The sequence below is a fragment of the Pseudoalteromonas tetraodonis genome, assembly GCF_002310835.1.
Classification (GTDB): Bacteria; Pseudomonadota; Gammaproteobacteria; order Enterobacterales; family Alteromonadaceae; genus Pseudoalteromonas; species Pseudoalteromonas tetraodonis.
The window spans coordinates 643,897-664,810 of record NZ_CP011041.1 but is presented as its reverse complement, the minus strand read 5'-3'; the positions used below and the strand labels follow the sequence as shown (position 1 = coordinate 664,810).

General features: G+C 41.0%; 22 protein-coding genes and 1 other RNA gene. 4 read left to right on the top strand and 19 right to left on the bottom strand.

The features are described 5' to 3' along the window. The first annotated feature begins 45 nt into the window (after positions 1-45). A complete protein-coding gene (locus PTET_RS03125) occupies positions 46-228 on the top strand; it encodes a hypothetical protein (RefSeq protein WP_008110377.1) in 183 nt (60 codons plus the stop codon). Here the strand turns inward: PTET_RS03125 and PTET_RS03120 are convergent. Genes PTET_RS03120 through PTET_RS03110 form a run of 3 tightly spaced genes read right to left on the bottom strand, consistent with a single transcriptional unit; the run spans position 225 to position 1,937 of the window. Then, complete coding sequence (locus PTET_RS03120) at positions 225-1,028, bottom strand: phosphotransferase family protein (protein WP_096038179.1); 804 nt, start codon at positions 1,026-1,028, stop codon at positions 225-227. The genes PTET_RS03125 and PTET_RS03120 overlap by 4 nt on opposite strands. A 3-nt stretch (positions 1,029-1,031) precedes the next feature. Continuing rightward, positions 1,032-1,655, bottom strand: a complete 624-nt coding sequence (pnuC, locus tag PTET_RS03115; RefSeq protein ID WP_013464158.1) for a nicotinamide riboside transporter PnuC — start codon at positions 1,653-1,655, stop codon at positions 1,032-1,034. A 30-nt stretch (positions 1,656-1,685) separates the two neighbouring features. Continuing rightward, entirely contained in the window at positions 1,686-1,937 is a 252-nt protein-coding gene (locus PTET_RS03110) for a hypothetical protein (RefSeq protein ID WP_008110382.1), read from the bottom strand. Between the two features lie 100 nt (positions 1,938-2,037). On the opposite strand from PTET_RS03110, the gene PTET_RS03105 reads away from it, so the two are divergent. After that, complete coding sequence (locus tag PTET_RS03105; protein ID WP_004588463.1) at positions 2,038-2,277, top strand: DUF2960 domain-containing protein; 240 nt, start codon at positions 2,038-2,040, stop codon at positions 2,275-2,277. Between the two features lie 70 nt (positions 2,278-2,347). On the opposite strand, the gene alr is transcribed toward PTET_RS03105, so the two are convergent. The 9 genes from alr to rpsF form a co-directional block, all read right to left on the bottom strand. Beyond that, positions 2,348-3,427 carry an alanine racemase gene (gene alr / locus PTET_RS03100; protein ID WP_016900131.1) on the bottom strand — a complete coding sequence of 360 codons (1,080 nt, stop codon included), beginning with the start codon at positions 3,425-3,427 and terminating at the stop codon, positions 2,348-2,350. Beyond that, positions 3,427-4,806 carry a replicative DNA helicase gene (dnaB, locus tag PTET_RS03095; protein ID WP_016900130.1) on the bottom strand — a complete coding sequence of 460 codons (1,380 nt, stop codon included), beginning with the start codon at positions 4,804-4,806 and terminating at the stop codon, positions 3,427-3,429. The genes alr and dnaB overlap by 1 nt, the downstream gene beginning before the upstream one ends. A 112-nt stretch (positions 4,807-4,918) precedes the next feature. Beyond that, positions 4,919-5,857, bottom strand: coding sequence for a DUF4097 family beta strand repeat-containing protein (locus PTET_RS03090; RefSeq protein WP_024601519.1), 939 nt, complete (start codon positions 5,855-5,857; stop codon positions 4,919-4,921). A gap of 9 nt (positions 5,858-5,866) precedes the next feature. Beyond that, positions 5,867-6,346 (bottom strand): hypothetical protein, encoded by a 480-nt coding sequence (locus tag PTET_RS03085; RefSeq protein ID WP_016900128.1) that lies wholly within the window; start codon positions 6,344-6,346, stop codon positions 5,867-5,869. Beyond that, positions 6,339-6,890, bottom strand: coding sequence for an RNA polymerase sigma factor (locus PTET_RS03080; protein ID WP_024601518.1), 552 nt, complete (start codon positions 6,888-6,890; stop codon positions 6,339-6,341). The genes PTET_RS03085 and PTET_RS03080 overlap by 8 nt, the downstream gene beginning before the upstream one ends. A gap of 223 nt (positions 6,891-7,113) precedes the next feature. Then, on the bottom strand, positions 7,114-7,566 hold the full coding sequence (gene rplI, locus PTET_RS03075; protein WP_008110407.1) for a 50S ribosomal protein L9: 453 nt from the start codon (positions 7,564-7,566) through the stop codon (positions 7,114-7,116). 36 nt (positions 7,567-7,602) lie between these two features. Beyond that, complete coding sequence (gene rpsR, locus PTET_RS03070; protein WP_002962753.1) at positions 7,603-7,830, bottom strand: 30S ribosomal protein S18; 228 nt, start codon at positions 7,828-7,830, stop codon at positions 7,603-7,605. 12 nt (positions 7,831-7,842) lie between these two features. Continuing rightward, positions 7,843-8,160 (bottom strand): primosomal replication protein N, encoded by a 318-nt coding sequence (gene priB / locus PTET_RS03065; RefSeq protein ID WP_008466122.1) that lies wholly within the window; start codon positions 8,158-8,160, stop codon positions 7,843-7,845. A 43-nt stretch (positions 8,161-8,203) separates the two neighbouring features. Further along, positions 8,204-8,545, bottom strand: a complete 342-nt coding sequence (gene rpsF, locus PTET_RS03060) for a 30S ribosomal protein S6 (RefSeq protein ID WP_008110420.1) — start codon at positions 8,543-8,545, stop codon at positions 8,204-8,206. A 403-nt stretch (positions 8,546-8,948) separates the two neighbouring features. On the opposite strand from rpsF, the gene PTET_RS03055 reads away from it, so the two are divergent. Continuing rightward, positions 8,949-10,148, top strand: coding sequence for an alpha/beta hydrolase-fold protein (locus PTET_RS03055; RefSeq protein WP_096038178.1), 1,200 nt, complete (start codon positions 8,949-8,951; stop codon positions 10,146-10,148). 160 nt (positions 10,149-10,308) lie between these two features. Here the strand turns inward: PTET_RS03055 and PTET_RS03050 are convergent, their stop codons facing one another. Genes PTET_RS03050 through PTET_RS03035 form a run of 4 tightly spaced genes read right to left on the bottom strand, consistent with a single transcriptional unit; the run spans position 10,309 to position 14,596 of the window. Next, positions 10,309-11,475 carry an FAD-dependent monooxygenase gene (locus PTET_RS03050; RefSeq protein ID WP_096038177.1) on the bottom strand — a complete coding sequence of 389 codons (1,167 nt, stop codon included), beginning with the start codon at positions 11,473-11,475 and terminating at the stop codon, positions 10,309-10,311. Continuing rightward, entirely contained in the window at positions 11,472-12,659 is a 1,188-nt protein-coding gene (ubiH, locus tag PTET_RS03045) for a 2-octaprenyl-6-methoxyphenyl hydroxylase (protein ID WP_096038176.1), read from the bottom strand. The genes PTET_RS03050 and ubiH overlap by 4 nt, the downstream gene beginning before the upstream one ends. Positions 12,660-12,673: 14 nt before the next feature. Continuing rightward, positions 12,674-13,996, bottom strand: a complete 1,323-nt coding sequence (gene pepP / locus PTET_RS03040; protein WP_096038175.1) for a Xaa-Pro aminopeptidase — start codon at positions 13,994-13,996, stop codon at positions 12,674-12,676. A gap of 36 nt (positions 13,997-14,032) precedes the next feature. Beyond that, complete coding sequence (locus tag PTET_RS03035) at positions 14,033-14,596, bottom strand: UPF0149 family protein (RefSeq protein WP_024600851.1); 564 nt, start codon at positions 14,594-14,596, stop codon at positions 14,033-14,035. Between the two features lie 225 nt (positions 14,597-14,821). On the opposite strand from PTET_RS03035, the gene ssrS reads away from it, so the two are divergent. After that, positions 14,822-15,005: non-coding RNA, 6S RNA (gene ssrS / locus PTET_RS03030), on the top strand. 163 nt (positions 15,006-15,168) lie between these two features. Here ssrS and PTET_RS03025 read toward each other — a convergent pair. From PTET_RS03025 to PTET_RS03015, 3 genes are read right to left on the bottom strand one after another with little or no spacing between them, the layout of a single operon-like run. Further along, the gene (locus PTET_RS03025; protein WP_096038174.1) at positions 15,169-18,252 is read right to left on the bottom strand and encodes an efflux RND transporter permease subunit; all 3,084 of its coding nucleotides are present in this window, start codon (positions 18,250-18,252) and stop codon (positions 15,169-15,171) included. After that, complete coding sequence (locus PTET_RS03020) at positions 18,249-19,445, bottom strand: efflux RND transporter periplasmic adaptor subunit (RefSeq protein WP_013464147.1); 1,197 nt, start codon at positions 19,443-19,445, stop codon at positions 18,249-18,251. Before PTET_RS03020 ends, PTET_RS03025 begins: the two co-directional genes overlap by 4 nt. Beyond that, a complete protein-coding gene (locus PTET_RS03015; RefSeq protein WP_096038173.1) occupies positions 19,442-20,851 on the bottom strand; it encodes a TolC family protein in 1,410 nt (469 codons plus the stop codon). Before PTET_RS03015 ends, PTET_RS03020 begins: the two co-directional genes overlap by 4 nt. Positions 20,852-20,914: the final 63 nt, after the last annotated feature.

Here is a 20,914-nt window from a genome sequence, read left to right as displayed (position 1 = left end):
CTATTATTGTCACTGAACGGAAAGATTAAACACGAGGAAGTAATTATGAAGTTAATGTCAACAGAGCAAGTTGCTGAATTTTTAGGTGTAAAAGCAGAGCGCGTTAAACGCCTTGCTCGAGAAAGCCTATTAATCGCTAAATCAGAAGATGATAACGGCGAAATGCAATTTGACGCTGATGAAGTAGCAAAATACAAAGAGCTTGCGGAACGCTTTGGCGGACTTTAACCCTCCATAAAAGCAATAAGCTCATCCAGTTGCGCGCGCAATACAACAACCTGATTGTTTATAGCGCGTTGCTCATACCAACCTATACATAACAGTAAGTAAACTAACTGATAGCAATTGAGTTTATGCATAGATAAATAAAATTGTTCTGATAGGGTGTGCATTTTGTAATTGTTAAGCAGAGCCTGCTTGCCTGAAGCATCTAATTTAAAACTAACCGCTAACGCAGCAAGATCAAAATACACATCATTTGTTTGAGCATACTCAAAATCGATTAAATAAACGCCTTGCGGGTTTACCACGATATTTTCTTTGACTAAGTCGTTATGGCAAAAGCCGCTATCTACGGGCATGTTGGCTATGCTTTTTAATGTCTTGTTTATGAGCTTTTCATACTGTTTAAACACTAATAAATGCTGATAGGCTTGCAATTCCAAAGCTATATTCATTGCCTCATTATTAGTTGTATACGCATGTAGCTTAACAAGTTTAGTCAGTAGCGGCATCGCCAAATAAGACTGCGCGACGTCGCCATCAATATAGTTAAAAGCTGCGCGCTTATTTTGCTTATCAAGCCAGATGGGAGCAGAGCAAACTTGTTGTTTACTGAGCTCATACTGGGCATGTAACCCTACTTGTGGCCAATACGATTTATAACACTTTAATAAATAAGCTTGGCTGTCAGTACGGATCAAAAAGTTATCGTTGCTTAAACCGTTAACCAAATACTCTGTTGAGGTTATTGTGCTCGGTACTAAAAACGCGCCACAAATATTAACTAACTGAGAATGCGGGTTCATAGATTAAAGTTGCGCCATGGGCTTGGCTTGGCTTTGCTCATATTCTTCGTACCACGTTTTAAATCCCCATGCTGCCATAACGGTATAAAATACAAATAAAACAAGGGTTGGGTAATAGCCTTTTTCATAGTACAAATACATAGAGGCCGCATCAATGACTATCCAATAGAGCCAATTTTCTAGTACTTTTTTAGCTACCAGATACGTAGTAACCACAGCAAAGCAAGTTGTGAAACTATCAAGATACGCAAAATCTGCATGCGTATAGTTTTGCATTACATAGCCAATTGCTAATGACACTAATGTAGTCAGTACAATTAAAATAATATGTCGGTTTACCGGCCAGGATGTAATTAGTCGCTGCGCTTGATTAGCCTTGCCTTTGCGCCACACGACCCAACCAAACACCGCCATATACATATAATAAAAGTTTAGTAACGACTCCATTAGCAGCGCGCCATTCCAATACATAATGGTATAAATAAGCGTACTAAAAAAAGCCGCAGGCCAGCACCATAAGTTCTCTTTAATGGCCAGTAATAAATACGCCATCGACAAAGCAACCGCAATATATTCCCAATGCGACATAGCAGTAAAACCACTGAGTATTTGCGTTACAAAATCCATCATTATAAAACGACCGTGTTTGTTAAGAGGTTATTCGGGAGATAAATCGCCCGAAATAAATTTACACACAAATATAGCTTTACCAAATTGCTCATATGAATGTTTAATTTCTGTGCTGATCACTTGCATAACTAGATCATAATCACCAAATATTTGGGTCGACATCGTATTAGTGATCACTTTGAGTTCTTCGTAGGCATTAACTCTGTCGATAAAGCCTTTAATAAAAGGAATGTAATCTTGGTGGAGCGGGTATTTACTGATCTCTACTGATAACTTCATTTCAAACTCACCTTTTTAATTATTTGATTTCAACTAATCATTCAACGCAACTTAAATACAGTGTAAAATTACACTAACACTCAACTTAAATGAGCTCATTATGGCACGCAGAATTACCTACACTTTTAAAAATCAACCGCGCGAAATTAACTTCGCCAAAGATAAATACCACGATATGTATCAGGCTATTGCGGCTGCCGAAGGTATCGATTTAACTAACTACTTAAACATGGTACGCCAAATTGAAATGACCTCTAAAGGGTCATCGGCTGTGCGTAACTTTCGTGATCAAGAATTTGCTCGCATGGGCTTTAGCGATATTTACTTTATAAAAGAGTAACGATACCGATTAAGTGAGCATCACGATCATTCTAGCAATGTAAACTTAATGGGTATTTTTAAAATAAATATTAGCGCTGGTACTCATAACTTACGCGCGGTGTAATATTACACAATAACTCGTAAGATATAGTATCAGCACATTGTGCAATTTCTTCTACCGGCAACTCAGGGCCCCACATTACTACCTCATCGCCGACTTTGATGCCATCAGCATTTTCACCAATATCAACACTGATCATATCCATAGAGATGTTGCCAGCAATACCATAACGTTTGCCAGCAATCACTACTGGGGTACCATGTTTAGCATGACGCGGATAACCATCACCATAGCCCATAGCAACCACTGCAAGCTTAGTCGGCTGAGCACTTTGCCAACTACCACCATAACCAACACCTTGCGCAGCATCAACATCGCGAATTGCAATAACCTTAGTGGTTAAGCGCATCACCGGCTTAAGCTGATGATCTTTGCCTGAAGTGTTAAGCATTGGTGATACACCATACATCATCAAGCCTGGACGCACCCACTCGCCATGACCGGCAGGCCAAGCAATAATACCGGCCGAATTTGCTAAACAATGTGCTTGTTGTTTGCCTTGCACTAATGAATCAAACAAAGCAATTTGCTCAGCTGTTTTGGGATCATTAACATCATCGGCACTGGAAAAGTGCGTCATTAAATTGATTGTATCTTTAGCGTTATTAGTCGCTTGCAAGCGCTGATAAAAATCATTCAATTGCGTTGGTGCAACCCCTAAACGATGCATACCCGTATTGATTTTTAACCAGCAACTGATTGGTGCATCGAGCTTTGCATTTTCAAGTGCTCTGAGCTGGTTTTCATCATGGATTATGGTTTGAAAGTTATTGGCTAATAAAATCGGCAAGTCATCTTGATGGAAAAAACCTTCCAACAACACAATAGGCTTGGTCAGCCCGCCTGCTCGAAGTGCGAGCGCTTCATCTATTCGTGCCACTGCAAATGCGTCGGCATCATTAAGGTGCTGCGCTATTTTAACTAAACCATGGCCATAAGCATTGGCTTTTAATACCGCCATAACTTTACTGTTAGGCGCAAACTGTCGCACTTGCGCTAAATTATGAGCAAGTGCTTGTAAGTTAATTTCGGCAATAGCTAAGCGCATTAGTAATCATCATCTACAGCAGGCCCCGCGTAATTATCAAAGCGAGAGAATTGACCTTGGAAGGTTAGGCGCACTTTACCAATCGGACCGTTACGCTGTTTACCGATGATAATTTCTGCAACACCTTTATCAGTACTGTCTTCGTTGTATACTTCGTCACGATAAATAAACATGATTAAATCGGCATCTTGCTCAATAGAGCCCGACTCACGCAAATCTGAGTTAATTGGGCGTTTATCAGCACGTTGCTCTAGGGTACGGTTAAGCTGCGATAGTGCAACAACCGGACACTGTAATTCTTTTGCTAATGCTTTAAGTGAACGTGAAATTTCGGCAATTTCTAAGGTACGATTATCTGACAAGCTAGGTACGCGCATTAATTGTAGGTAATCGACCATGATCATACTAATACCACCATGATCGCGGGCAATACGACGTGCACGTGAACGTACATCAGTGGGTGTTAAGCCTGAGGCGTCATCAACATACATTTTGCCTTTTTCCATGAGTAACCCCATGGTTGATGAAAGGCGCGCCCAGTCATCGTCATCTAGCTGACCAGTACGTACTTTGGTTTGGTTAATTCGGCCAAGGGACGCCAGCATCCTCATCATAATTTGTTCAGAGGGCATCTCTAGTGAGTAGATAAGTACAGGCTTGTCTTGGGTCATTGCTGCATGCTCAGCAAGGTTCATCGCAAAGGTAGTTTTACCCATCGATGGACGTGCTGCTACAATAATTAAATCTGAGGGCTGCAGACCAGTCGTCATTTTATCTAAATCAGCGTAACCTGTGCTTACACCGGTAACACCATCTTGTGGCGATTGATAAAGCTCTTCTATTTTATCAACGGTTTTTTCAAGTATGTTGTGAATGCTTTGCGGGCCATCACTACTTTTTGTACGTTGCTCAGCAATTTTAAATACTTTGCTCTCAGCAAAGTCGAGTAAATCGTGACTTGTGCGCCCTTCTGGGTTAAAGCCTGCCTCAGCAATTTCATTGGCGACACCAATCATTTCACGCACAACTGCACGCTCGCGTACAATGCTAGCGTAAGCATCAATATTAGCAGCACTTGGGGTGTTTTTAGCTATTTCGGCTAAATACGCAAAGCCACCAATCCCTGAAAGCTGATTATTTTTTTCTAAACTTTCAGAAATAGTAATTAAATCAATCGGATCGCCAATTTCAGCCAGTGCTGTCATTGCCTCAAAAATAAGCTTATGGGTACGGGTATAAAAGTCCTGTGACACAACAAGTTCAGCTACGCGATCAAATGCTTGATTATCAAGCATTAAACCACCTAAAACAGATTGTTCAGCTTCTATTGAATGGGGAGGAACTTTAAGAGTGTCGACTTGCTTATCTGGTTTGGCCATAACTTCACAGTACTAAAATTGAATGGCTCTATTCTATCGACTTGGCGGGGCTGTGCAAATAGCAAAGCAGGAAATCTTTCCTGCTTTTTGTAACTTAAAATAAAATGGATGATTATTGACGCTTAAGTCCAATCGTCCCACTTATGGTATTCATTTCTACACTGGCATCGGTGCCATTAGTATTAAACTTAATTCCACTTGCTGGGCCATATTTGGCTTTTTGCACTTGGTCGCTCGTTAGCTGGTTGTCAATTTTACCGCCGGCATGGGCTTGCACTTCAAATTGTGCCGATAAATCAGCTGGAAAGTAAAACTCAGCATTGCCACTTACAGATTCAAAACTTACATCAGCATCACTTAAAAGGCGATTAATACGCACTTCAACTTCGCCATTTACAGTGCTTATTTGTAACTCTTTGATTGCATCGAAGGTAAGATTGATATCACCGTTTACGTTTTCTAAGCGAATATCATTGGCAGTCGAGTTTGATTTTATATTCCCATTAACCGCATTAAAACGAACTTCTCCGTTAGATTGCTGATCATCAATTGCGCCATTTACAGTTTCAAATTGCACTTTACCACTGAGGTTTTTTGCGTTGATGTCACCGTTAACACTAGTAAGCTTAATATCGCCGTTAAGATCATTTACTGTAATGGCGCCATTGACTACATCAATTTCAGTGCCTCTTTTTAACTCTTTTGCAGTTACCGAAGCGTTAACCCCAACATACTCCAGCGCACTGCTTTGCGGCATGAAAATAGTTAGCGTTGAGCCATTATTGTTATTATCCCAGTTTGAAAGATCAGGCATTTTTACAATAAACTGAGTTTTATTACCCTGTGTTTTAAGAGTGTAGCCTTGTGCTTTATCATCAAGCTCGCCGCTCACTTTAAATTGATTTTTCTCCCAGCCCATAATATTTACATTGCCGCGCTGATTTTCTATATGAATAACGCCACCGTTTGGTACTTCAATTTGTTGTTCTATTTTTTCACCGGCAAATACAGCCATTGGTAATAAAGCGATTCCAAGTATTATTGCTTTCATTTATTTCTCCTAGATTTGTTGCCAACGCGGTGCATGCACCTTGTTAATTAAGTCGAGCTGTTGTTGATATACTTGCGCTAACATAGACAGTAGCGCCTTATTTTGTGGTTCATTTTCAAGTGTTTGCTTTATAGCCTGCTCAGCATCTTCAAGTTCTTGTAGCTGCACTTGCCAGTTATCTGTTAGTGCCGCTTGGCTTTGGTATTGAACAAGTAAACTTTGTTTTTGCTTAGTAAAAAAATCACTCATCGCCACAGCGGTATTTGTCTCTGGAGATGTAAAAAACACCATAGTGCTAACCAAAGCAGCCACACAACATGCCGCAATAGCAGTTAGCTTCGGCCAAACTACACTCTTAACTGTACTTGCCTGCTTATTAGTCATTATGGCGCGCTCAATCCCATCCCAGAGCTCTTTATCGGGTGTTATATTTTTATTTAATTGTGTTAGCGACTCATTTAAGTAGTCATCAAAATTTGTTTTACTCATTTTCGTACCACTGTTTTAATAATTGCCTTGCACGATGATATTGCGCCTTACTAGAGCCTACAGCCATGCCTAGCAAGGTTGCTATTTCTTCATGCCTATAACCTTCAACGGCATACAGTACAAATACCATTCTTGCGCGCTCAGGCAGCCTAACGATTAATTTATCTAAGCTATTTAAGCCATTGCAGTCATTTGCAGATTGCTCATCCATACCGCTTTGTTCAAAGCTAATAACTTTATTAAGCCAATGTTTTTGCTTACGCACATAGCTAATAGCAATATTACTGGTGACACTGTAAAGCCAGGTAGAAAATTGCGAACGCCCATCAAATTGCGCTATTTTGTGCCATACCTGTACAAATACTTCTTGAGTTGCATCTTGCGCATGCCCCTCATCGGCAATTAGCCTCAGGCATAAGCCATAAACTTTTGCTTTATGCATGTCATAGAGCGCTTTATAGGCTAACTGGTCGCCGTTTTTAACTTGATCAATAAGCATTTGCTGCACTTGATCAGTTATTGGCTGATTAGCGTCCATTAACATCGCAAATTTTTCCTGTTTATAATTATATAATTGCAATTTAACTTATTAGACGCGAGGAGAAATAGAAAGGTTTAAATGAAATAAAATTTTTTTTGAAAATAAAGGTTTAACTTAGAAAAGTGTTTGATTTAATCCACAACAAACAATTTATTACTTTGGGTTATAAATTTTAGATACAAAAAAACCGTGCAAAGCACGGTTTTTTTTAACTTAATTTTAAAAATTAAGCTTCAGCAATAACGATTACTTTAATAGTAGCTGTTACGTCTGAGTGTACTGCGATTGCAACGTCAAATTCGCCAGTCTCACGGATAGTACCTAGAGGTAAACGAACTTCTGATTTAGCAACTTCAACACCAACAGCTGAGATAGCGTCAGCGATGTCACGAGTACCGATTGAACCGAATAATTTACCTTCATCACCAGCTTTAGATACTAATGTAACTTCTGCTAATGCTTCAAGTTTGTCAGCGCGTGCTTGTGCTGCAGTTAACTGTTCAGCGATTTTTGCTTCTAGTTCTGCGCGACGTGCGTCAAACGTTTCAATGTTTGCTTTAGTTGCAGGAACTGCCTTACCTTGTGGGAAAAGGAAGTTACGTGCGAAGCCAGATTTAACAACAACCTGGTCACCTAGGCCACCTAGGTTAGCGATCTTATCTAGTAGAATAACTTGCATGTTTCTACACCTTTTAAAAACGTGTTAATCCGCTGCTTACTTATGTAAGTCAGTGTATGGAAGAAGGGCTAAGTAGCGAGCACGCTTAATAGCAGTTGCTAGCTGGCGCTGGTATTTAGCGCTAGTACCTGTGATACGGCTAGGTACGATTTTGCCACTTTCTGTAACATAGTTTCTAAGAGTAGCTAGATCTTTGTAATCGATTTGTTGTACGCCTTCCGCTTTAAAGCGGCAGAACTTACGACGTCTGAAATAACGTGCCATGAGATTAATTCCTCAAATAATTCTTTCTATATGCTGAGCATGCAAAACCAATTGGCTAAGGCCGTTACGACCTTCGTGGCGATTTAAAAAACCACTCACTTGCAATGCCTGCCCAACGTGCAAATGTTGAGTCTGTTGTTGCATTTGCTTACCACTGGCAACTACCTGAAGCCTCACATAACTATTACGGTTAAGATCTGCTTCAACTTGCATTGATTTATGTTCTACAACAAAAATACAATGCGGTATGCCCGCGGGGCTTTGGCTAAACTTGGGTGTTTTACAAACAACCCCCGATATAACCAGCTGATTCGTATATGGGCTAACCATTATAGTAACTGCTGACTACGTGCCATGCTAGGACTCAAAACAATTAAGCAGCTGGTGCTTCTTTCTTCTCTTCTCTTACAAGAGGAGACGCTTCAGTTACAGCGTTTTTAGTACGCATAACTAAGTTACGAAGCACTGCATCGTTGTAGCGGAAAGTAGTTTCTAGCTCGCTGATTACTTCAGTTGGTGCTTCAACGTTCATAAGAACATAATGAGCTTTATGAAGCTTGTTGATTGGGTAAGCCAGTTGACGACGGCCCCAGTCTTCAAGACGGTGGATAGTACCACCAGCTTCAGTGATAGAACCAGTATAACGTTCGATCATACCAGATACTTGCTCACTCTGATCAGGGTGAACCATGAATACGATTTCGTAATGACGCATGGATATTCCTTACGGTTAATAGAGCCTTCTACCGTTTCGGCCGGTCGGTTTAAGGCAAGGAATTAATAGTTTAAAAGCCGAAATGAGCGCGCATTTTACGCTTAGTAGGATAATTAAGCAAGCAGGTTTTTTAAGCTTTAATAGATAAGCGTTAAAGGGTTCGGGGTTCGGGGTTCGGGGTTCGGGGTTCGGGGTTCGGGGTTCGGGAAGAGATTATTGGATGCTCCCTTTATATCAATAAGTAAAATCAAGATAAGTGTTTAATATTTACGAGGTAGACGCCGAGCTTGAAAAGCATAGCTTTAAATTATTTAAGCTCTACATTTGCTTCTAAAATATAAACATTTACTCAAACCTAAAGCCGTGCAATTATTGAGCAACACATTATTTAATAAGGATATTTATGAAGCTTTTACTATCGCTTGTGTTAATACTTACTTTTAGTACACCTATTTTAAGCTATGCAGACACCGCTACAACCGACATAACCGTGGGTAAAAAGGTCATTCTACAATCAAAAATACTTAACGAAGACAGACCTATCAGAATATTCATACCTGACAATGTAAAAGACGATCAGCCGCTCTATGTTATTTATTTACTTGATGGTGTTGAGCACTTTCATACGGCGTCTGGCGTTATAAAATCCCTTGTTGATTACGAGCAGATACCTAATGCAATGCTTGTTGCTATTGATACAACCAACCGCGTTCGTGATTACTTACCAAAAGTACAAGGTGAGCCTAAAACGGAGTTTCAAACCTTTGTTAAAAATAAATGGCCTGACGCAGGGCAAACCGATAATTTTTTAAAGTTTGTGTCTGATGAGCTCATGCCCTATATAAATAGCAACTACCCAACTAATGGTTACAACACCTTAATTGGTCATTCTAATGCTGGTACATTAGCGCTTTATACTTTAGTTAATCAACCGGCACTATTTAACAACTACATCGCTATAAGCCCAAATAGTTGGTGGAGTGATGAAGAGTTAAAAAGTAATATTATTAAATACACTAAAAACACCAAAGGCGCTCAAGCGTTATTTATTAGTGTTGCAAGTGAAGGCGCACGCTTTTATACCGGCGTATTAAATACTTTAGTAAATTTAGAGCAACAAATGCCCACACAGCTAAAATGGGAATATAAGCATTATCCCACTTTTACTCATATGGGCACCATACTTCCAGCACTTAGCGATAGCCTAATTCACTTATTTAGCGACCTAATATTTAAAGTGACTGACGAGCACGGAAAATTTGCAGATGTATCATTGATTACCGGTTACTACCAAGCACTTAGTGATAAGTACGGATTTGAGCTTAAAATTCCACAAGATGTGTACGTAGAATTTGCCCACAGCCAGCAAGAGTTTGGTAACACTAAAAAAGCTATTTCAACACTAAAACACTTTACTAACGATTACCCTAATGCTGCTTACTCTCACATGCGATTATCGCAAGGCTACACTGCTAATAAACAGTTCAAAGAGGCATTCACTAGTATGAAACACGCACTAGAACTTGCTAAACAGAACTCGCGTGACCCATTGTTAATCGATGCACTGCAAGATATGGTGAATGAAGCACAAGAAAATTTGTAGCTCATTAATTTAAAAGCATTACGAGCTTTGCTCGTCGCGTCAGCAAGCTGTACGCATACACTAAAGAAAGCATTAGCCTATAAAAAAACCGATGCTTAAACTAAACATCGGTTTTTCTTTGGCTGAAAGCTGACAGCTAAAAACTGACCGCTTGTCTTTATCACTTCCCTATCGCTTCTTTAGCGAATAGGTGTTTGATTGGGCCCAAGTTATCAACTAACGAAAGCCCTACTCCACGAATCAGCTTTTTAACCGGGTTTGCACCTTCAAATAGCTCTTTTAGCCCTTGCATCATGGCGATGTGTTTTTGTGCGTCGAGCTTACGGGTGCGCTCGTAATCACGCAGTGTGCGAGTACTTGCAAATTCTTTGGCGTCTTGACTTAGTAGCTCGATTAAATAAGCCGCATCTTTTAGACCTAGGTTCATACCCAGCCCTGCTAATGGATGAATGGTATGCGCTGCATCGCCCATTAGCACCACGTTGCCATTTACCCATTGTTGGGCGTAACGCATTTTAAGTGGGAACGCGACGCGCTTACTTTGCACTTCACATAAACCGCATTGGCCATCTATTGCAGCCATAACTGCTTTATTAAAAGTGGTGTCGTCCATTGCTAACAATTCATCACAATGATTAGGGCTGGTAGACCACACAATTGAATGAGTATGCTCATCGCTCAATGGCAAGAACGCTAGCGGCCCTGTAGGTAAAAACACTTGGCGTGCGGTATTTGCATGTGACTCTTTGGTTTTAACTGTCGCTACTAACGCATGGTGATCGTAATCTTTAAAGCTCAGCGCCATATTAAACTGTTTACGAATCGCTGAATTTGCACCATCAGCCGCCACCAGCAACTTAGCAATAATAGGTTCGCCAGTTTTTAAATTAATAAATACATCAGACTCGCTTTGGTGTATTTGCTGATACTCGGTATTAAACATGAGTGTGGCATTACTTTGCTGCTCAAGCTCTTTTATTAGTGTAAAGCGAATAATATCGTTTTCAACAATGTGGCCTAAATGCTCAAGCTCAAGTTGCTCGTTATTAAAGGCTATTTTTCCAAAGCTATCGGCATCGCGTACATCCATGTGCGTATAAGCACAAGCACGCTCAGCTATTATGTGTGGCCATACATTTAACTGCTCGAGCAAAGTTTGGCTGGCAATACTCAATGCGCTTACACGTAAACCATAGTCATCGCTCGGTGGAGCTTGAGTTGGCGCTGCATCTAACACAACCACACTGATATTCGCTTTAGCAAGCCCTAGCGCCAGCGTTAAACCTACGCAGCCACCACCCACTATACAAACCTGTACTTGTTTCATAAACGTGTACCTTGTTTAACTTGTCCCATTAACTGTTTAGCCAATGGGGCTTTGAATGCGGGGAATAAATCCATTGAAAATAGCCCAATACTACGACCAAGCGCTAACACCCGTGATGAGTTTGAAAAAAGTCGAACCAAGGCATCGGTCAATGTCATTACGGTGTTTATATCATCACTGCGCTTAATTGAATATTGACGGGTAAAGGCATAACTACCTAAATCGTGTTCACTGTTTGCTATTAAGTCACTAAGCACTTGTACGTCGCGCAGCCCTAAATTAAAGCCTTGGCCTGCAATAGGATGAATGGCATGTGCCGCGTTGCCTATCACCACTGTGCGGTGCGTCGTTAACGATTCTATTTGCCCATAAACTAGAGGGTAACTAGCGCGCATACCGACTTTTATAAACTGTCCTGCACGATAACCAAAGGCAGTTTGCAGCGCACTTATAAAGTCTGGTTCACTTAGCGACATATACTGCTCAATATGCTCTTGGCGCATACACCATACTAACGAATAGCGGTTATTACTCATGGGTAATAAAGCCATTGGCCCATTTTGGGTAAACCGCTCAAACGCCTGATGATGGTGCCCACCAGCGACTTCTATATTGGCAATAATCGCACCTTGTTCATAAGGCTGGGTATTGAAGCCGAGCCCCAATAAATTACGAGTTGGCGACTGTGCACCGTCGGCAATCACCAACAGCTTGGCACTCAGTTTTTCACCACTTTGTAGTGTAAGTTCATTACTATCGGCGTTTTGTTTTATCGCTGTTACGCTATCTGGGCAAAAAAGCGATATGTTTGATTGCATTAAACGCTGATGCAGCGCTCTGCCAAATGGGTTTACCTCTACCACATAACCTAATGAGGGTTTTGTAAACTCATCACTGTGTATATGGGTTTTACCAAAGTGCCCTTTGTCTGACACACTGACTTTTTTTATGGCCGCAGCATAGGGAGCGTTCATTTCAAATAAATTGAGGCTTTGTAAATACTCTACCGACTGCTGGGCAAGTGCGATACTTCTGTCATCAAAGCTTGGATGATAATCAGTGGTTACTTGATTTGCTTCAATTACAGCAATATTTAAGCTGGGATTTTTTTTACTTATACTTAGAGCACAACTTGCGCCGACTAAACCACCACCAATTACTACAATATCAAACTGCTTAGCCACTTTTATCTCCAAGCTTATGCGTTTTTAGCGCTTTGCATTAACGCTTCTATTTCGCTAATTTTTTTAGGCACGGTAATCGTTAAGTTTTCGTGACCAGACTCAGTTACTAATAAGTTATCTTCAATACGAATACCTATGCCTTGGTATTTTTTGGGTGCGTTTGAATCTTTATTAATATAAAGCCCAGGTTCAATGGTCAGTACCATACCAGGTTCAAAAGCACGCTCTTGGTTATTAACCTTGTAACCACCTACATCGTGAACATCGAGTCCTAACCAATGGCCAAGACCATGCATGTAGTATTCTTTACAGGCTCCTTGCGCCATTAGCTCATCAAAGTCGCCGGTTAAAATACCTAAATCGAGTAAACCTTGGGTTAGCACTTGCATAGCGAGTTTATTAGCCTGCGATAAGTAGCCACCGGGCTTTACTTCGCTAAATGCGACTTCTTGCGCTTTAAGCACAATATTATAAAGCGCAGCTTGCTCGGTGCTAAATTTACCATTAACGGGGAAAGTACGGGTAATGTCGGCTGCGTAACCTTGTAGCTCACAACCTGAATCAATCAGCACTAGGTCGCCATTGTTTAATACATCGCTGTTTTGGGTGTAGTGCAAAATATTAGCGTTATCGCCACTACCGACAATGGTGCCATAAGCTGGATATGGCGCACCGTTCATTGCATAGTGATGATGAAGCTCTGCCTCTAATTGAAACTCGATTGCGCCAACGTGGGAAAAGCGCATGGCACGCATGTGTGCTCGGGCACTTATTTCACAGCCTTCACGCATAATGTTAATTTCACTTGGCGATTTAAATAGGCGCATCTCGTGTAATAGCGGACGAATATCTTTAAGGGTACTCGGTGCTGTATCGCCTTTTTTGGGGGCACTACGCAAAGTATTAAGCATTGAAAATACTTTGCCGTCGAAGGCAGGATACGTCCCTTGTGCATAAAATAAAATCTGTTGGCCGTTCACCAAATTCAATAATTGTTCGTTTAGTTCACTTAATGCATAAGTTTTGTCGAATAAGTATTCACTTTGCGCTTTTTCAAAACCAATGCGTCTGCCGTGCCATACCTCTGCAAGTTTATCTTTATCTAAACAAAACAATATAGAAGGCGTATCACTGTCTTTGCATAACACCAATACCGCATCGGGTTCGTTAAAACCAGTTAAGTAAAAAAAGTCACTGTCTTGTCTAAACGGATAATGAGTATCACGGCTACGTGTGAGCTCGGTTGCTGCGGGAATTATCGCAATACTGTTGCTATCCATTGCCGCCAATAAATGCTCGCGGCGCGCTTTAAACTCTGACTTTTGTATTTCAACCATTAATAACTAACCCATTACTTTTGTTGTATTGCTAAATTAATGCAGTGTTTTTTTGTTGCTTTGTGGGTTTTGCTCTTTGCCAAGTTCAGCAAAACACAGTAACGCCGATACGCGTACGTACTCAATCACTTCATGCAGTGCTTGGCTATCTTCTTCGGTTTCTTCAAAGGTTGTATCTAGGCGTGTAATCTCGCTAAAGTCGCTGATCACTTCTTTTACATCTGCCGACAGCTTGCCATAATCTTTTTGCTTTAAGCCAAAACCCAACATAAACCCAGCTACCCATGATACGAGCCCATTGGCTTGATCGATGAGTGTTTCGTCATCACTAGGTAAAAACAAGTCAAATTGAAACTCTTCGTTATTAAAACTTTCAACAACTTGTTGATAGACTTTACCAAAAAACTGTTTTAAATCGTTGCTAAACGACTCGCCATCATTAAATACGTCGCTCAGTAAGCCTAAGTATTCTTTATCGTCAATGCTTAGCCCACAAGCAAGTAAGCCGCTAATAACGCCATGCGCTTCAGCAGGTGATACAAATATTTCGTTTTTCTCTAAAAGAAGTTGGGCTTTTTCGTAATCTGGTAAGTTATTCATAATGACGTCTTCGCTTTGCTAATTAAAGCAATGCTACCACTCGATAAAAAGCAACTCCAATGAATTCTATGACTGAGGTCAAAAGCAAGCGATTGAAAAGCTGATTAAGTTCAAAAAGCAATCTTAAAAGTAAATACAAGATTAAATTTGCAGGAAAACTGAGCGAACGGTTTAATTTTTTACGTTTGGGGTTTAAGGATTGGAATATGTCTTATATACTGAATTTGTTCCCTGGGGTGCAGGAGCTTGGTTAAGTCCCTGAGCCGATAAATTTTATACCAGGATTTTTGTTCGTCTACTATTGTGCAAGCTCGGCATGTACCGAGAAGCCTACGGTAAACCGCAGATTTCCGCCCTGAAACCTCAAGGTTTCAGGACTGACACCCGGCACCGCATTCTCGGGGAACACCTCCAATAACTTTAATTCCCCAGCAATTACTTTTATATCCTTATTTTATTAATCACCTAGTTATTATAAAAAACACCGAACTGAATTTTTACAGTCCGATGCTTTACTTACTAGTACCTGAAACTTAGTGCCTGAAACCTCTACTTATCTATGTAGTCTGCACTTACTTAAACCAGCCTTGAAAGCGCTCCATCAGCATATAGTTAACCGGAACGAGTAATAAGGTTATAAAGGTCGCAAATATAATCCCAAAACCTAGGCTTACTGCCATAGGAATTAAAAACTGCGCCTGAGTCGCCTTTTCAAACAGCAGCGGCATTAAGCCTATAAAGGTGGTTAAACTAGTTAGCATAACCGGGCGAAAACGCGCTACGCCGGCGGTTTTAACAGCTTCCATTAAATCGAGCCCTTCACTGCGTTTTTTATTAATAAAATCAACCAATACTAACGAGTCGTTCACCACGACCCCAATTAACGCGAGCATTCCCAGCAAACTCATAATGGTAAGCTCCATAGCCATGATCCAATGGCCAATTACTGCGCCAATCATGCCAAAAGGAATAATGCTCATCACCACCAGTGGCTGTAAGTACGATTTAAAGGGAATTGCGAGCAATCCATAAATTACAAAAAATACAAATACCATTCCCCACAATAATGAACCAAACGATTCGCGCTGCTCTTTGGCTTCACCTTCTAATGAATGGCTTACACCTGGGTATTGTTGCACCAGTTCATCTAAGTAGGTTTTTAAATCAGCTTGAAGCACGGTCATATTGGTATCGGTTTTTTCTACATCCGCCGACACATTAAGAGTACGGTAACGATCAATACGGGTAATGGTTGATGGGCTTTGACCAGGTACTAAAGTGGCCACGTGTGACAGCGGCACTCGCCCACCATTAGGCGTTTGTATTAATATATCTTTTAAATCAGCAACTGAGCGCCTTTCATCTATAGGTAAGCGCACCATAACGCGCACATCATCACGCCCGCGTTGAATGCGCTGTACTTGTACACCAAAAAACGAGTTACGCACTTGTCTTGATACATCAACTCTATTTAATCCAAGTGCAAGCCCTTGCTCTGTTAGCTCTATTTGTAGCTCTTCTTTACCATCAGACATGCTATCGGCAATATCAAACACACTTGGGTAAGTAGCCAGTCGTTGTTTAATTTGCTCAGCCACTGTTTGCAGTGTGGTTATGGAATTACCCGATAATTGAATATCAATTGGGTTTGAGCTTCTGCCTATTTCTGCTCTAAATGTGAGACTTTCAGCCCCAGGGATCACCCCTATTAATTGCCGCCACTCTTTTACCAACTCACGCGAACCAATATCAGACTCTCGTTGTTCTGCAGGGGTGATTTCAAAGCGCACGCTACCCGAATTAGCGGCACCGCCTCGCCCGCCAGTGCTGGCTAAAATATTAAGGATAATACTTTGCCCTGTTTCTTCATCTTGATACTTACGCTGAAGCTCTCTGGCTTTATCTGACATATCAATAATGTATTTATTCGTGACTTCAAACGGTGTTCCCGCAGGAAAAGTTAAATTAACCCGAACTGTTTCACTGGGAATACGTGGGAAGAAAATAAACTTAGTCCAACCACTGGTGATCATGGTTAAAATAATTAAAAACACGCCCATAAATAAACTGACTGTGGCCAGTTTGTTGCGTAGCGCTAGCCCTAATACGGGTTGGTAATATTTTAAAATGGCATGCTCAAAACCATCTGCAAAACGTTGTTGGAGTTGCTCTAATTTAGAACCTTTGCCTTTTTGCTGGCGCAGTTTGATATATTTTAAATGCGCTGGCAGCACAAATTTAGATTCAATCAATGAAAACAATAATACCGGAATAACCACCACCGGAATTTGCGCAAAAATAGCGCCTCGCGCGCCTTCTATAAAACCTAACGGTAAAAAAGCGGCCACGGTGGTTAACACGCCAAATGTAACTGGCGTGGCTACTTCTTGAGTTCCTTTTATAGCAGCCTCTTCGCCCGATTTGGCGGTTTTTAAATGGGTATACACGTTTTCACCGGTAACAATAGCATCGTCCACCACAATCCCTAGCACCAATATAAAACCAAATAAGCTGATCACATTTATGGTCACGCCAAAGGCGGCCATTGCCATAAACGCGCCCATAAATGAAACCGGAATACCAATAAATACCCAAAACGCGATGGCAGGTCTTAAAAATAAAGTCAGTAACCCCAGTACCAAAATACCGCCCTGTAAAGCATTGCTAGTTAGGGTAGCAATACGGCTTTTTACTACCTCAGAGTCATCATCCCAATAGCTTAAATAAAACCCTTGCGGTAAATTAGCTTGCTCACTGGTAATATAGTTTTTAACTGCATCGGCCACTTCTATCGCACTTTGCGGACCAATGCGATACACATCGATAAATGCGGCTTGTTTGCCATTAAAGCGGGTGCGCACAGGGGTTTCTTCAAAATCATCATTAATGGTTGCAATATCACTTAAGCGAATAATAGTGCCATCGGCTTGATTTTTTATCACAATGCTTGCAAATTCATCTTTGCGGTAAGCTTGCCCTTTAGAGCGAATAAGTACATCGCCGCCCTCTGTTTTAAGGTTTCCTGCTGAAATATCAGAACTTGAATTGGCAATGGCACTGGATATTTGCGCCAAGGTTAAATCGTATTGGCGCAGCGTATCTTGGCTTACTTCGATTGCCAGCTCATAATTACGTACGCCACTAAGTTCAACTTGGGTAATCGCCGGAATACGCAGCAATTCATCACGGACTTGCTCTGCATATTCTAGGGTTTCTTTTTCGTTGTAGTCACTTGAAACAGTGACTGCTATTACTTCACGCTTACGCTGGATTAACCCTATTACTGGTTTTTCTGCATCGGCTGGAAAGGTATTAATGGCATCGACACGGCTCTTTATATCCGCTAACAATTCACGCTCGTCGTAGCCAGTGTCAACCTCAACGCTCACTTGTGATGCCCCCTCAGAAGAGCGGCTCGATATTTGTTTAATACCTTCGAGATCTTGTAATGCTTCTTCTATTCGTATGGTGACCCCTTTTTCAGCATCTTCTGGGGTTGAACCACGTAAACTCACACTAATATTTATACGATCAGAAACAAACGAGGGAAACACCTCTAATGGTAACTTAGAAGACAGGCTGAATAGGCCGCCCAACACAATACTAATTAGCAATAAGTTGGCAGCCACATGGTTACGAGTAAACCAAGCGATCATGGCTGCTCTCCTGTTTTTTGTGCTTTAGGAGTCGCATCCATTATCTGCACTGGTGTACCTGAACTCACTTGCCCCAGTGGCGTCAGCACTAATTGACTACCCGCTTCAAGACCTTTACTCACAATGCCTTGCAGCGCATTTTGCCACGCTAAAGCAATATTTTTACGCTGTAGTGTGCCATTTTCAACCACATAAACATAACTGCCTTGATATATCGCACTATTGGGAATAACGAGTACCTGAGAGGCGACTTTGCCATTAATTTTAGCTTTAACGTATTGCCCTATTTTTACTGGGTATTGATTATCACTGGTTGATTTATAAGGGTCATTAATTTTAGCCACCACATACAATTGCTGAGCACTTTCATCTATTGCGCCCTCAGTACGAATAAGTTGGCCTTGCCATTGTTGCTCGCCAATTAAATCTGAAGTGAAATTAACCGCTGAGCCACGCTGATTTTTAGCACCATCTCGATATTGCTCAGGTAAATTAATAAAAGGCAGATCTTTATTCTTTATCGGTAAGCGTATTTCAACACTGTCGGTTGCATAAATTGTCGCTAACTGCATATTGTTAGATACCACCTGACCTAAGTCAACGCTGCGGTTTAATACTCGCCCAGCATAAGGGGCTTTAATTTTAGTACGTTCAAGATTTAGTTGCGCTTTTTCCAATTGTGCTTGTGCTGACAAAACCTGTGCTTGCGCTGCAGCTAGCTGTGGCTTTCTAAGTACTAAAATACTCGGTTCAGACTCATTGCCTAAACGTTGCCAATCAGTAAGCGCTTGTCGGCCTCGTGCTTGCTCTTCTAATAAGTTTTGCTCGGCATTGAGCAAATTAGCTTGTGCTGATTTAACTTCCGCTTTTAAATCGCGATCATCTAGCTGAAGTAACACATCGCCTTTTTCAAAAAAGCCGCCTTCGCGGAACTGCTCATTTATATCAATAATCAGCCCAGAAACCTGAGCCACCAACATACTTTGAGTCCGTGGTTTAACCGTACCAAAGCTATCAATTTCAACGGGGTAGTCAATTAACTGCAATGGTTTTACCGCTACATTAATTTTTGCTTTTGGCGGTGCTGAAAAACGTGATGCTTTAGGCGGGTTTCCCTTAATAAACATCACCAAAAAAATGGTCGCTATAATGATAGCAGCGGGAACAATTATTTTTTGTTTGTTTAGTTTCATAGTGCTTGCTCATCCTGTGCGGATCTTGATTTTGCAAAGTCGCCCCCAAGAGCAACATGTAATTTAATGCGATTTGTGAGTAATTGGTTTTTAATTTCAATCAGTGAACTTTGTGCATCAAACGAGCGTGCTTGTGCATCTAATACGGTGGTGTAGCTCACTAAACCACTTTGATATTGTTCAAACGATAATTGCTCTGCTGCTAAGGCATTTTCTTGTGCCTGCAAGGTGCTTTGGTAGCGTGCCTTTAAAGATTGTTGTTGGGTAATAGCATTTTCAACATCACCAAATGCATCATATAAAGATTGCAGATAGGCTTGCTCTTGCTTTTGCGTTTGTAAACTGGCTATTTCCTCGTTCGCAGCGAGACGCCCAGCGTCAAAAATAGGCGCTGAAATGCTACCAATAAGTGACCACGCAAGACTTGAAGCAGAAAATAAGTCGCTTACCCTGTTAGTGCTATCGCTTAAACCTGCCGCTAAATTTAAACTCGGAAAACGCTGTTTATGCGCATACGCAAGCGAAGCGTCGCTGGCTAATAACTGATACCAACTAGCACGCAACGCAGGTTTGCGAGTAATAAGCTCCGACGGTAAACCAAGAGGAATGTCGTCATTAATTACAGGTAGGTCGTTATTCGCTGCTATCAATCCTTTTGGATACTCCCCCAATAAACGCTCAAGGCTACGTGCAGCTTGAGTCAAATTTGCTTTTTGGGTTGCTATACGGGAGCGTTCATTGTTTAACTCATTGCGAGCTAAATAAACATCTAACGCTTCATTTAAACCTTGGCGATAACCCGACTCAATAATCTCAAGGTTTTGCTGGGCGTTAGCTTCTCTGCGCTTAAACAAATCAAGTAATTGCTCTGCACTGATTAAGTTAAACCAATTTGTTATAACATCTGCAATAAGCTGTTGTTTAGTTTGCTCATAGCGAGCTTGCTGAGCAAGGTAGTTGAGGTTGTCTCTACGCTTTGCATCAGAGAGTTTACCCCATAAATCAATTTCATAACCTAACTCTAACGATACAGAGCTTGAGTTATTATAACTAACCGGACGATTATCTTTGCTTCGCCCTACTCGCGTTGAAATATCTAAACTGGGCCATAAAGCGGCACCGGTGACAATTAATTGCTGTTTTTGTATTTCTACATCAAAACGGTTTTGCAATAGTTGCTGATTATTTTTTAGCGCTTGAGTAACTAGCTGCTTTACTGTTGGTGAAGCAAGTTTATTAAACCATGTGTCGTTGACAGCAACTACTGATTCAACAGCTGTTTGTTGCCACTGTTCTGGAAGTATATTCGGTGCTTGCTCACGCAGTTGCGGGTTTAAGTTACTCGCACAACCACTTAGCAGCATAATACTTATTGCCAATAAAGATGGCTTATATTGCCACATCATTTTTAAACCTGATTAATGCTATTTATGAATGTTATTCAAGCACTTTAGCAAACGTTGCTCAAT